This is a genomic window from Chromohalobacter sp. 11-W (assembly GCF_029889905.1).
Taxonomy (GTDB): Bacteria; Pseudomonadota; Gammaproteobacteria; order Pseudomonadales; family Halomonadaceae; genus Chromohalobacter.
Genome location: NZ_JARANZ010000007.1, coordinates 212,778 through 225,532 on the forward strand (window position 1 = coordinate 212,778; position 12,755 = coordinate 225,532).

The 12,755-nt window shown below is 64.8% G+C and carries 10 protein-coding genes; 6 read left to right on the top strand and 4 right to left on the bottom strand.

The genetic code is table 11. From position 1 onward, the window contains the following. Positions 1 to 76 precede the first annotated feature (76 nt). Entirely contained in the window at positions 77 to 1,780 is a 1,704-nt protein-coding gene (locus tag OP494_RS11850) for an iron ABC transporter permease (protein ID WP_280541006.1), read from the top strand. Here the strand turns inward: OP494_RS11850 and OP494_RS11855 are convergent. Further along, positions 1,754 to 2,875, bottom strand: a complete 1,122-nt coding sequence (locus tag OP494_RS11855; protein ID WP_280541007.1) for an ABC transporter ATP-binding protein — start codon at positions 2,873 to 2,875, stop codon at positions 1,754 to 1,756. The genes OP494_RS11850 and OP494_RS11855 overlap by 27 nt on opposite strands. 187 nt (positions 2,876 to 3,062) lie before the next feature. On the opposite strand from OP494_RS11855, the gene OP494_RS11860 reads away from it, so the two are divergent. Next, positions 3,063 to 4,088 (top strand): Fe(3+) ABC transporter substrate-binding protein, encoded by a 1,026-nt coding sequence (locus OP494_RS11860; protein ID WP_280541009.1) that lies wholly within the window; start codon positions 3,063 to 3,065, stop codon positions 4,086 to 4,088. A 54-nt stretch (positions 4,089 to 4,142) separates the two neighbouring features. Here OP494_RS11860 and polA read toward each other — a convergent pair whose 3' ends face one another. After that, entirely contained in the window at positions 4,143 to 6,914 is a 2,772-nt protein-coding gene (gene polA / locus OP494_RS11865) for a DNA polymerase I (protein ID WP_280541010.1), read from the bottom strand. Between the two features lie 180 nt (positions 6,915 to 7,094). Between polA and OP494_RS11870 the strand changes: the two genes are divergently transcribed. The 4 genes from OP494_RS11870 to speA all read left to right on the top strand — a co-directional run bounded on the left by OP494_RS11870 (position 7,095) and on the right by speA (position 10,855). Next, positions 7,095 to 7,373: a DUF2782 domain-containing protein gene (locus OP494_RS11870; protein WP_280541011.1), complete on the top strand. Its 279-nt coding sequence runs from the start codon at positions 7,095 to 7,097 to the stop codon at positions 7,371 to 7,373. A 96-nt stretch (positions 7,374 to 7,469) separates the two neighbouring features. Next, entirely contained in the window at positions 7,470 to 8,447 is a 978-nt protein-coding gene (locus OP494_RS11875) for a homoserine kinase (protein ID WP_280541012.1), read from the top strand. 107 nt (positions 8,448 to 8,554) lie between these two features. Further along, on the top strand, positions 8,555 to 8,860 hold the full coding sequence (locus OP494_RS11880) for a hypothetical protein (RefSeq protein WP_280541013.1): 306 nt from the start codon (positions 8,555 to 8,557) through the stop codon (positions 8,858 to 8,860). A 93-nt stretch (positions 8,861 to 8,953) separates the two neighbouring features. Beyond that, positions 8,954 to 10,855 (top strand): biosynthetic arginine decarboxylase, encoded by a 1,902-nt coding sequence (gene speA / locus OP494_RS11885; protein WP_280541014.1) that lies wholly within the window; start codon positions 8,954 to 8,956, stop codon positions 10,853 to 10,855. A gap of 32 nt (positions 10,856 to 10,887) precedes the next feature. Here speA and OP494_RS11890 read toward each other — a convergent pair whose 3' ends face one another. Next, positions 10,888 to 11,559, bottom strand: coding sequence for a fumarylacetoacetate hydrolase family protein (locus OP494_RS11890; RefSeq protein WP_280541016.1), 672 nt, complete (start codon positions 11,557 to 11,559; stop codon positions 10,888 to 10,890). A gap of 83 nt (positions 11,560 to 11,642) precedes the next feature. Next, complete coding sequence (locus OP494_RS11895; protein WP_280541017.1) at positions 11,643 to 12,656, bottom strand: GlxA family transcriptional regulator; 1,014 nt, start codon at positions 12,654 to 12,656, stop codon at positions 11,643 to 11,645. Between the last annotated feature and the right edge of the window lie 99 nt (positions 12,657 to 12,755).

Here is a 12,755-nt window from a genome sequence, read left to right on the forward strand (position 1 = left end):
CGGCGAAGATGATAGCATTCGCAGTTGCCAGCGCGTCTCACCCGCATCTCATCGCCGCCCGCCAAAGGAACGTGACATGCCACTCTTCGGTAGCCGACCGGCCTTCTTCTTCCGTTCCCGACACCGTCGGCATGTCGACCCCTGGAGCCTGGTGACGCTTGGCGTTGCACTGAGCGTGGCCCTGCCGGTCATCACGGTCCTCGTCCACGTGCTGATTCCCGCGCGGGCGATCTGGGCGCATCTCGCGGACACCGTGCTCACCGGGTACCTCACCAACACCCTCTGGCTGGCGCTGGGTGTCGGCATCGGCACGACCGTCATCGGAACCGGCACCGCCTGGCTGATCGCCATGTGCCGCTTTCCGGGCCGCCGCGTCTTCGAGTGGGCGCTGCTGTTGCCCCTGGCCGTGCCCACTTACGTCATCGCCTACGCCTATACCGACTTCCTGCAGTATGCCGGCCCCCTGCAAAGCGAACTGCGCGCGCTCTTCGGCTGGGACCACGGGGACTACGTCTTTCCCGATATCCGCTCGCTGGGCGGCGCTACGCTGCTGATCACCCTGGTGCTCTATCCCTACGTCTACCTGCTCACCCGCGCGGCATTCCTCGAACAGTCGGCCTGCGTGCTGGATGTGGGGCGCACGCTGGGGCGTGGTCCCTGGCGACTGTTCACGACGGTCGCCGTACCACTGGCGCGACCGGCGATCATCGGCGGCGTCTCTCTGGTATTGATGGAAACGCTCAACGAGTTCGGCGCGGTGCAGTACTTCGGCGTGGACACCTTCACCACGGGGATCTATCGCACCTGGTTCGGCATGGGCGAACCCGTCGCCGCCGCGCAACTGGCCGCCTGCCTGCTGGCCTTCGTGATCATCGTGGTCGCCCTGGAACGCCTCTCGCGCGGCCGCCGTCGATACTTCCACACCACCGGCCGCTATCGCCAATTGCCGGAGTTCACCCTCCGCGGCTGGCATGCCGGAGGCGCCTGCCTTGCCTGTGCCTTGCCCATCGGCATCGGCTTCGTGCTGCCCGGCGCCATTCTCGCCGACCTCGCCCTGGATACGGGCGATGACGTTCTCGGCGCCCGATTCCTGGACTACGCCGGCAACAGCCTCATGCTCGCGGCACTCGCGGCACTGGTCACCGTGGGCCTCGCACTCGTGCTCAGCTATGGCGTGCGCCTGAATCCCGGCCGCACCACCCGGACGGCCACACGCATCGCCGCCATGGGCTATGCCGTACCCGGCTCGGTCGTCGCCGTGGGGATTCTGATCCCTCTCACCTGGGTCGACCGCCACCTCTATGCCTGGTTGAACGGTCAGCTCGGCATTGAGATCGGCCTGATACTGAGCGGGACGGCCTTCGTCTTGATATATGCCTATGTCGTGCGCTTTCTGGCGGTATCGTTCAATACCGTGGAAGCGAGCCTGGCCAAGGTCACCCCCGGCATGGATGCTGCGTCCCGCACGCTAGGCCAGACCGCCGGCGGCACCCTCCGGCGCGTTCATACCCCACTCATGAGAGGCAGCCTGTGGGCGGCCCTGCTGCTGGTCTTCGTCGATGTCATGAAGGAATTGCCCGCGACAGTGATCCTGCGCCCCTTCGATTTCGACACCCTGGCGGTGCGCGCGCACAACCTGGCCGCCGACGAGCGCCTGGCGGAGGCCGCCTCGTCATCGTTGGCCATCGTCCTGGTCGGCGTCATTCCCGTCATCCTGCTCAGTCGAGCGATCCGCCACGCGCGCCCCGGGGCCTCAGGCGGGAAACGCGAAGCACTGTGAAGCATCCAGTTCCAAGGCCAACGACGTGCCGACATCCGGCAGGAAAACGCCGGGCACCTGAGCGTGCAGATGCACCTCGCCACCTCTGCCATCGGCCGCGGCCAGATGCAGCAGGCTGCTACGTCCCAGGAGCTTGGCCATGACCACGCGAGCCTGCCGGGACGCAGACGTCTCCACCGCGTTGGCGGCGTGAGCGAGCGGCGTCACACGGATCGCCTCCGGGCGAATCATCACGCGCGCCCGCGCCCCCTCGGCAAGCGTCGGCGCCGCCACCGCACCCGCCGGTGTCGCCACGGCACCGTTGCGGACGTCGCCTGACCACTCGTTGACGGCACCGAAAAACGTCACCACGAAAGGGGCCTGCGGCTGGCAGTACAACTGATAGGGCGTCCCCCACTGCACCACGCGCCCCTCGCGCATCAGGGCGATACGATCCGCCATGAACATCGCCTCCTCAGGGTCGTGCGTCACCAGCAGCGTCCCGGCTTCTCCCTGCTTGAGCGCGTGCAGGGTATCGTCACGAATCTGTTCGCGCAGGCGCGCATCGAGACTGGAGAACGGCTCGTCCAGCAGCATCAGCTGCGGCGACGGCGCCAGGGCGCGGGCCAGGGCCACGCGCTGCTGCTGGCCACCCGACAACTGGTGCGGATAGCTTTCGGCGCGGGTCGCCATGCCCAGTTGATCGAGCCAATGGCGGGCGCGGGCGCGCCGCTGCGACGCCGGCAGGCCATCCAGGCCGAAGGCGACGTTGTCCAGCACACTGAGGTGAGGGAACAACGCCGCTTCCTGAAACGCCAAGCCGACGCTGCGCTTCTCGGGAGGCACATGACGGCCACCGGACGTGCTGAGCGCCTCGCCTCCCAGGTAGAGTTCGCCATGCTGCAAACGTTCGAGACCCGCCACGAGGCGCAACACCGTTGTCTTGCCGCAGCCCGACGGTCCCAGCAGGCACACCACTTCGCCCGGCATCACCTCGAGACTGACCTCTTCCACGGCGACATGCTCGGCATAACGATGCTGCAACCGGCGCACGTCCAGACGAGGAGAAACCGACGCGGCCGCGCATGTGCGGAAGGCATTGAACGGTTGATTCATGGTCAAGGGCCCAGGCACGGCAAGCGATGAGGCGATCGGCAACCCATGGGGGCTGACGCCACCGGCCACCGCATGCCGTTAAACGGTGATTAAACACAGTGAATTGACGCCACCAGCCGACTGGGCTTCAATACACTCGTTAATACGACTTATTATCATTACTAATCATATCACAAGGGGATATCGCATGCCGCAACGTCCACTCGTCTTACCGGCCACTGCCCTGATCGCCGGCGCCATCTTCGCCGGGGACGCCTTGGCCGAAGAGGTCAACATCTACTCCGCACGCCATTACGATTCTGACCAGACGCTCTACGATGCCTTTACCGAGAAAACCGGCATCGACGTCAACATACTCGAAGGGGATTCGGACCAGCTCATCGAACGGATCCGCCGCGAGGGCGCCGCCAGCCCCGCGGACATCATGCTGACCGTCGACGCCGGCCGCCTGTGGCGCGCCGAGCAGGCAGGCGTTTTCCAGGGCATCGAGTCCGATGTACTGAACGAGCGTCTGCCCGACGCCATGCGTCATCCGGAAGGCAAGTGGTTCGGCTTCAGCCAGCGCGCGCGAGCGATCTTCTACGATCCCGACGATGTCGACCCGGCGAACCTCAAACGCTACGAAGATCTCGCCGATCCGCGTTTCGAGGGCGATATCTGCATTCGCTCGTCGAACAACATCTACAACCAGTCCCTGCTCGCCTCGATGATCGCCCACCACGGCATGGACGACGCCGAGGCCTGGGCCCAGGGCGTCGTCGACAACATGGCGCGCGATCCCGAGGGCGGCGATACCGATCAGATTCGCGGCGTGGCCAGCGGCGAATGCGATATCGCCGTCGCCAATCACTACTATTACGTGCGCTTGCTCGAATCCGATGACGCCAGTGACCGTGAGGCCGCCGAGAGCGTCGAGATCCTGCTACCCAACCAGGACGGACGCGGCGCCCATGTCAACGTCGGCGGCGCCGGCGTGGTGGCGGACGCTCCCAATCGCGACAACGCCATCCGCTTCCTGGAGTTCCTTGCTTCCGACGAGGCCCAGCGCCTGTTCGCCGCTGGCAATCACGAGTTCCCTGTCGTCGACGGCGTCGAGGTCGAAGGCACCCTCGCGACATGGGGCGACTTCAAGCGAGACGCCCTCAACATCAACGCCCTGGGCGAACACAACCCCGAGGCCATCCGCATCTTCGATCGCGTCGGCTGGCGTTGAGACCCGCGCCGCGACCTGCCGTCACCGGGCCCCGGCATCGCCGTGGGCCCGTCCTCAGTGCGCTTCGTCCCAGTTGGCGCCGTCGTTGGCTTCGACGGTCAGCGGCACGTCGAGCTTGGCGGCGTCTTCCATGCGTTGGCGAACGGCGTCGGTGAAGGCGTCGACCTGGCTCTCCGCAACCTCGAAGACCAGTTCGTCGTGCACCTGCATCACCATCCAGGCGTCGAAGTCGCCATCGCGCAACCAGCGGTCGACATCGATCATCGCCAGCTTGATGATATCGGCGGCGGTGCCCTGCATCGGCGCATTAATGGCGGTGCGCTCGGCGGCCTGGCGCCGGGTACGGTTCTGGGCGTTGATCTCGGGCAGATAGAGGCGACGGCCGAACACCGTCTCGACATAGCCGTCGTCAGCGGCCTGGGCACGAATGCGTTCCATGAAGCGTGCCACGCCGGGATAACGATCGAAGTAGCGATCGATGTAGGTCTGCGCCTGATTGCGCTCGATATGCAACTGCCGTCCGAGCCCCCAAGCGCTCATGCCGTAGATCAGCCCGAAGTTGATGGCCTTGGCGCTGCGCCGTTGCTCGCCGCTGACGGCATCGAGCGCCACGCCGAACACTTCCGCCGCGGTGGCGGTATGGATGTCGCGCCCCTCGGCGAACGCCTCGAGCAGCCCCTTGTCGCCGGAGAGATGCGCCATGATGCGCAGCTCGATCTGCGAATAGTCGGCGGCGACGATGCGATAGCCGGGGCGCGCCACAAAGGCCTGGCGAATCTTGCGCCCTTCTTCGGTTCGGATGGGAATGTTCTGCAGGTTGGGGTCGGATGACGACAGGCGCCCGGTGGCCGTCACCGCCTGGTGATAGCTGGTATGCAGACGCCGTGTGGTGGGATTGACCAACTGCGGCAGCTTGTCGGTATAGGTCGATTTCAACTTGGCGAAGCCGCGATGCTCGATGATCACCTTGGGCAACGGATAATCCAGTGCCAGTTCCTCGAGCACCGCCTCGGCGGTGCTCGGCGCGCCCTTGGGCGTCTTCTTGATCACCGGGATCTTCAATTCATCGAAGAGGATCTCGCCGAGCTGCTTGGGCGAGCCGAGATTGAACTCACGCCCGGCCAGCTCGTACGCACGCGCTTCCAATTCCCGCAGACGCTTGTCCAGCGCGCGACTCTGGGTGTGCAGGCGCTCGGCGTCCAGCGCCACGCCGTTGCGTTCCATGTGCGAGAGCACCGGCACCAACGGCAGCTCGATCTCATCCAGCACTGTCGCCAAGCGGCCTTCGCCATCCACGCGTGGGCGCAACTCACGGTGCAGGCGCAGGGTAATGTCGACATCTTCGCAGGCGTAGGGCGCGGCTTCTTCGAGTGCGACCTGATCGAAGGTCAGCTGCTTGGCGCCTTTGCCAGCGATCTCTTCGAAGGTGATGGTCTTCTCGCCGAGATACTTGAGCGCCAGCGAGTCCATGTCGTGGCGCGTCGCCGTGGCGTTGAGCACGTAGGACGCCAGCATGGTGTCCTCGAGGCGCCCTGCGACCTCGATGTCATAACGCGCCAGCACGGAAATATCGTACTTGAGGTTCTGGCCGATTTTGGCCTTGGTGGTGTCTTCCCACAGCGGCTTGAGCGCGGCCAGCACCGTGTCGCGATCGAGCTGATCGGGCGCATCAAGATAGCTGTGCGCCACCGGAATATAGGCAGCCTCGCCGGCGTCCAACGCCAGGCCGATGCCGACGACCTGGGCCTCCATGTAGTTGAGACTGGTGGTTTCCAGGTCGAAGCAGAAGATATCCGCCTCGCCCAGACGCGCGAGCCAGGCATCGAAGGCCTCTTGCGTGACGATGACATGATCCTCGCGCGGCGCTGAGCTGGTGTCGGTCGCCGGGGCGTCGCCTTCCTCCTTCGTTGGCGCCCCCGTTGCCACATCATCGACGCCCTCGTCGCGCCCCTCGAGCAATTCGCCCAGCCAGTTCTTGAATTCCAGCTCGGTATAAAGCGCCTTGAGCGCCTCGCGGTCAGGATGCGCGATATCCAGATCGTCGAGGCCCACCGGTAGCTCGCAATCGGTCTTGATCGTCGCCAATTGGTAAGACAAAAAGGCCTGATCGCGATTGGCGTCGAGTTTCTTGCCCAGCGTCTTGGCGCCGCGAAAGTCCAGCGTCTTGATACGCTCGAGATCGGCGTAGAGGGTCTCGAGCCCCCCCTGCATGCCTTGCAGCAGGCCGAGTGCGGTCTTCTCGCCGACACCCGGTACGCCAGGAATGTTATCGACCTTATCGCCCATCAACGCCAGGTAGTCGATGATCAGCGACGGCGGAATTCCGAACTTGGACTCGACGCCGGCCACGTCGAGCGTCTCCCCCTTCATGGTATTGACCAGGGTGATGTGCGCGTTGACAAGCTGTGCCATGTCCTTGTCACCGGTGGAAATCACCGCATCACGCCCCGCCTCGGTGGCATGCCGCGCCAAGGTGCCGATCACGTCATCGGCCTCGACGCCCTCGATACACAAAAGCGGCAGGCCCAGCGCACGAATGCAGTCATGCAACGGTTCGACCTGGGGCCGCAGATCGTCGGGCATCGGCGGGCGGTGCGCCTTGTACTCGGCGTAGATCTCGTCGCGGAAGGTCTTGCCCTTGGCGTCGAAAACTACCGCCATGGGGCTGTCGGGATACTGCTTGAGCAGGCTCTTGAGCATGTTGAGCACGCCCTTCACCGCGCCGGTGGGATTGCCTTTGGACGTGGTCAGCGGCGGCAAGGCGTGAAAAGCCCGATACAAGTACGACGAGCCGTCGACGAGAACGATGGGGGGCGTGTTGGCCATGGCATCAGCATCCATTGGAAATTCGCGATGTCGCCATGATACGCAAGGCATTGCGCAGCGTCAGGCGAAACCCTCTTAACATGCGCCGAACGCTCATGATGTGGGATAATGACCTTTCATTACCTCATGGGCTCGAGGCGCAATACCACCGTGTTTGCCCCGCCAGCCGAGGAGACCGTCATGCAGCGTCTACCTATTGTTCTATGTCTAGGGCTCGGCCTGATTATCGGCGCCAGCGCCTCGCTTGCCGTCGCGCAGCCGTCACCGGACATCACCGTGCGCCAGGACGATAACCGCACACTCAAGGAATACCGCGTCAACGGCGAACTCTATGCCATCGAGATCGTTCCCCGGCAAGGCGCCCGCTATTTCCTGATCGATGACGACGGCGACGGCAACTTCGAACGCCGCGATACCACACGCGTCGAGGTGCCGGACTGGGTCACCGGCAGCGAATGATGTTACCTGCCGCACATCAACGACCTCACGCATGGCGGTAGGACTGCCCGCGCCAAGCCGCTACAATGCGCGCTTGGCACCCCGGGCGAGAGACACATGGCCGTATTCACTCCTTTGACCGAGACCCAGGTCGAACGCTTTCTCGAGCGTTTCGCTATCGGCACGTTAACCACGCTGGAAGGCGTGCCCAGTGGGACGGAGAACTCCACCTTCTTCGTCACCACCGACCAGGGACGCTTCGTGCTCACCCTGTTCGAGCAGGGCGAAAGCGACGAACTGCCCTTCTTCGTGGCGTTGCTCGACTATCTCGACGAACACCGGTTGCCTGTCGCGGGGCCCGTTCACGATCGTGATGGCGTCGCCCTGCAAACGCTCGCAGAGCGTCCGGCGCTGCTGTTCCCGCGCCTTCCGGGTCGGCATCCCGAATCACCGACGCTCGCTCAGTGCCGTGAACTCGGCGATGCCCTGGGGCGCATGCACAAGGTCTCGCAGCACTTCGAAGGCCAGCGCCCCAACCCCCGCGACCTGCACTGGCTGTCCAGCGCGCAACACAAGGTCATGAGCTATCTGTCCGAGGCCGATCAGCGCTTGATGAGCGACGAGATCGACGCCTATCAGGGCATTTTCGGCGATGCCTCGTCGCTTCCCCAAGGGGCGATCCATGGCGACCTGTTTCGCGACAACACCCTCTTCGACGGCGACCGGCTGGGCGGCATCATCGACTTCTACAACGGCTGCACGGGCGATTTGCTCTTCGATCTGGCCATCGTCGTCAACGACTGGGCCAGCGCTGCCGACGGCCGTTTCGACGATGCGCGCTATTCGGCGCTCCTCGGCGCCTACCAGGCGCGCCGTCCGCTGACCGAAACCGAGCAGACGCTGTGGCCGGTGATGCTGCGCATGACGGCATTGCGCTACTGGCTCTCGCGGCTGCTGGTCGTCTACGTCGACCCGCCCGCGCACGACCTCACGCCCAAGGACCCCAGCCAGTACCGCCACATGCTCGCGATGCGCCTCGAACACGGCGCCCCGCCCTTGCCGCCCGCCGGCCCGCTCCCATCACCTACGCGGTAAGGCGTCTGCGCGCCGTAAGACTCCTTTAAGAAACGCGGCATAGGCTGGAAACGACAACACGTCATTGACGGCGGAGCACGACGCTCCGCCTTGGACGGGAGCTCGCCATGCCCACCTTCACGCACGTCGTTACGACCTTACGCCCCCTTCGCGTCGTCTCTGCCACCCAGCATCGCTACCTGCGCTACGGCTGCGCGTCGCTGGCCCTGGCACTCACGGGCCTGGCCTGGCAATCCCAAGGCACGGTGCCCGCCCTGTTGCTCACCTTCGGCCTTTGCAGCGCACTACTGGGTGACGCCCTGCAGCGCAAAGGCGTGACTTCCGAGCGCCTGGATGCCGCATTCGGCGAGGCCTTCACGCATCTCGGCATGGCCAGTGCCGCCACGCTCGGCGTGCTGTTTATTCTGCGCTGAACGCGCCGGCGCCTCTTTGCAGCCCCGCATGCGAGCGGCATAATGCCAGCCCGTTCGTTCACCGGGCCGCGCCGGCCCGTCCAGGAGTGCGCCATGACCTCGCCCGCCGATCAGGCCCGCCGCACCTACAACATCGATCAGTGGGGCAGCGGCTACTTCGACGTCGACGACGCCGGCCATGCCGTCGTGTGTCCGCGAGGGAGCGACACCGCAGGCCCCGCCCTGCCGCTCAAGGCCCTGGTCGACGAGTTGCGCCAAGCGGGTTTGCGTCTGCCGGTGCTGGTGCGTTTCACCGACATCCTCCATGACCGCGTCGAACAACTGTGCGCCGCCTTCGATACCGCCATGCAGGATGAAACCTATGCGGGCGGCTACACCGCCGTGTATCCCATCAAGGTCAACCAGCAGCGCCGCGTGGTGGAAGAAATGCTCGCCACCCAGGCGCGCGGCCATGGGCGGGTCGGCCTCGAGGCCGGTAGCAAGCCGGAGCTGCTGGCGGTGCTGGCGCTCTCGGGAGACGGCCCCTCGCTGATCGTCTGCAACGGCTACAAGGATCGCGAATACGTGCGCCTGGCGCTGATGGGCGAGAAGCTCGGCCATCGCGTCTACTTGGTGGTCGAGAAGCATTCCGAACTCACGCTGATTCTCGAGGAAGCCGAACGCCTGCAGGTCACGCCGCGCATCGGCCTACGCGCACGGCTAGCCTCGGTGGGCAAGGGCAAGTGGCAGAACTCGGGTGGCGAGAAGTCCAAGTTCGGACTCACCGCCAGCCAGATCCTCGACGTCGTCGAGCGCCTGCGTGAGGCCGATGCCCTGGCCAGCCTACAACTGGTGCATTTCCACCTCGGCTCGCAGATCGCCAACATCCGCGACATCCAGCGCGGCCTGCGCGAATGTGCACGCTTCTATCAGAGCCTGCGTGCGCTCGGCGCTCCGGTGGATACCGTCGATGTCGGTGGCGGCCTGGGGGTCGACTACGAAGGCACACGCTCGCGGAGCTTCTGCTCGATCAACTACTCGATGCACGAATACGCCAGCAACGTGGTGTGGGCCTTTCGTCAGGCCTGCGACGCCGAAGGCTTGCCGCATCCGCATCTGATTTCCGAATCGGGGCGCGCCCTGACCGCACATCACGCGGTGCTGATCACCAACGTCATCGGCGAGGAACGCTTGAGCGAGGAAGCGCCCACGCAACGCCTCGGCGGCGATGCCGAACTCGATGAATTGTGGCGCGTCCACGCCAAGCTGAATACCACGCAGGACCCGCGCGGCCTCGCCGAGGCCTACCACGACCTAGTGCAGGCCATCGGCGAACTGCAGGATCGCTTCGTGCTGGGCCTGGCTACCCTCAACGCGCGCGCCGAGGGCGAGACGGTCTACTTCGCCGCCTGCCGACGCCTGAGCGCACAGCTCGACCCGCGCAATCGCGCGCACCGCGAGATCGCCGATGAACTCGCCGAGAAGCTCGCCGACAAGTTGTTCGTCAACTTCTCGCTGTTCCAGTCGGTGCCCGATGTGTGGGGCATCGACCAGGTGTTCCCGGTGCTGCCGCTCACCGGCCTCGACCGCCCGCCCACACGGCGCGGCGTGATCCAGGACATCACCTGCGATAGTGACGGGCGCATCGACTGCTATGTCGACGGTCAGGGGCTGGAAGCGACGCTCCCGCTACCCGAATGGCAGGACGGCGAGGACAAGCTGCTGGGGCTATTTCTGGTCGGCGCCTATCAGGAAATCCTCGGCGATCTGCACAACCTGTTCGGCGACACCGACGCCGTGGACGCCACGCTGGACGCTAACGGCCAATGGCGACTCAGCAATCACCAACAGGGCGATACCGTCGCCGACGTGCTGCGTTACGTGAACTTCGACGCCGACGAACTCAGCCAGCGTCTATCGCACCAGCTCAAAAACAGCGCGCTGAGCGATGCCCAGCGTGATGACTTCATGCGCGACCTCGCCGCCGGCCTGGAAGGCTACACCTACCTCGAGTGACGCCGAATCTCTGGAGTGACGCCGAATCTACGTCACCGCGTCTGCGTGGACGCCTCGAGCCCGAACGAGCCCCACAGCGATAGCTGGGCATTGCGGGGTAGCGCCCCGACCCCGGCCGGCGTGCCGGTGAGCACCACATCGCCGGGCTGCAGCGTGAAATGCCGCGACATCTCGGCCAATAGCTCAGGAATGGCGAACAGCATGTCACGCGTCTCGCCGGTCTGACGGCGTTCGCCGTCGATCTCCAGCGTAAAGCGCAAATCCGCCCAGTCGGGCACCTCATCCAACGCCACGAACGGCGTCAGCGGACAAGCGCCGTCGAAGGCCTTGGCGACTTCCCAGGGATGGCCCTTTTCCTTCAATTGCGATTGCACGTCGCGCAGCGTCAAATCCAGCGCTAGGCCAAGCCCGGCGACGGCGCGCGGGGCCTGCTCGGCACTGGCCCCACTCAACCGCTTGCCGATGAGCAGCGCCAACTCGGTTTCGAAATGCACCTCGCCACGCGTGAATTGCTCGGCAATGTCGCGTGCCATGGGGACCGCGCTGGTGGCGGGCTTGATGAACAATAGCGGCGCACCGGGCACCGGGTTGTCGAGTTCTCGGGCGTGCGCGGCGTAGTTGCGACCCACGCAGACGATCTTGCCCAGCATATGGGGAAAGACACCGCCATCGGCCAGGCGAGTCACGAAGGGTTGGGTGGACATGCAGACTCCTCACAAATGATAAAGCGCCGCGACGGCGAAGCCCCGAGTCTAACGCGCCCGCCGGCGCTTCACACGGTGCCTCTCTACACGGTACCTCTCTCAGCCGTCGCGCTGGGCCGCTCACCGAAACGTGCCTGGTAAACGCGTGAGAAGTGTGCCAAATGCACGAAACCGCTGGTCAAGGCGGCCTCGGTCACCCGGCAGCGACTATCGGCGAGCAGCCGCCGGGCATAGTCGAGGCGCATCCCCACATAGCACTGCTTGGGCGTCTCGCCGAAATGCGCCATGAAAAGACGCGTCAACTGCCGCTGGGACTGGCCGATCAGACGGCATATCTCGGGGATCGACAAGACCTGATCGAGGTGGGTTTCCATCACCGCCAGCGCGCGCACCACGCTGCGCGGCAAATCTTCCAGGGTACGCGCCGCGCCGGCCTTCCAGGCTTCTTCCTCGGAAACGCGCTGGTGCACGAGCTGCCGCCCCACGGCATTGGCCAGCGCCGGCCCGTAATCGTGTTCGATCCATTGCAGCATCATGTCGATACCCGCTGCGCCGCCGGAGCCAGTCAAACGCTGCCCGGCGAATTCGAAACGCGCCTCGCTGACGCTGATATGCGGAAACTCCGCACGGAAAGCCGGCACGCTTTCCCAGTGCAGCGCCACGCGATGCTGATCGAGCAAGCCCGCCCGGGCGAGGATGAATGGCGCGGTATCGAGCCCACCGACACGCCCACCATGCGCCGCGACGTGCCGTAGCACTGCGCGCTCGGCACCGGTCACGCTGACTTCCGCCTCGTACGAAGAAATCACCATCAACAAATCGCCGAGGGCGTGTTCCGCCAGGACGCCCTCGACCTCGATACGCACGCCGTTGCTGGCCACCACAGGGTCGCCATCCGCCGATAGCAGCCGCCAGGCGAACAACTCACGACCGAAACGGTTGGCCACGCGCAACGGCTCGAGCAGGCAAAAAAGCGTCAGCATCGAGAAATTGGGCACCAACCAGACATTCACGGTATGCGCCGCGTCGCCGGGCCTGGGAACCGGCGGTTGCTCGGGACGGGGATAGGGCCAATCGGTTCTAGTATTCTCGCTCATGGCCAGAATCGTCTATTAAATGGCGAATTAGTGCAAATCACGTTCGCTCAATCCGCCTAGGGTAGGGAAACGCCTTGGCTCGCACGCCGGGGCAGTCGA

Coding starts and splice junctions, on each gene's coding strand:
- OP494_RS11855 (WP_280541007.1), bottom strand. CDS start 2,875: ATGAATCAACCGTTCAATGCCTTCCGCACATGCGCGGCCGCGTCGGTT.
- OP494_RS11895 (WP_280541017.1), bottom strand. CDS start 12,656: ATGAGCGAGAATACTAGAACCGATTGGCCCTATCCCCGTCCCGAGCAA.
- polA (WP_280541010.1), bottom strand. CDS start 6,914: ATGGCCAACACGCCCCCCATCGTTCTCGTCGACGGCTCGTCGTACTTG.
- OP494_RS11870 (WP_280541011.1), top strand. CDS start 7,095: ATGCAGCGTCTACCTATTGTTCTATGTCTAGGGCTCGGCCTGATTATC.
- OP494_RS11860 (WP_280541009.1), top strand. CDS start 3,063: ATGCCGCAACGTCCACTCGTCTTACCGGCCACTGCCCTGATCGCCGGC.
- OP494_RS11880 (WP_280541013.1), top strand. CDS start 8,555: ATGCCCACCTTCACGCACGTCGTTACGACCTTACGCCCCCTTCGCGTC.
- OP494_RS11890 (WP_280541016.1), bottom strand. CDS start 11,559: ATGTCCACCCAACCCTTCGTGACTCGCCTGGCCGATGGCGGTGTCTTT.
- speA (WP_280541014.1), top strand. CDS start 8,954: ATGACCTCGCCCGCCGATCAGGCCCGCCGCACCTACAACATCGATCAG.
- OP494_RS11850 (WP_280541006.1), top strand. CDS start 77: ATGCCACTCTTCGGTAGCCGACCGGCCTTCTTCTTCCGTTCCCGACAC.
- OP494_RS11875 (WP_280541012.1), top strand. CDS start 7,470: ATGGCCGTATTCACTCCTTTGACCGAGACCCAGGTCGAACGCTTTCTC.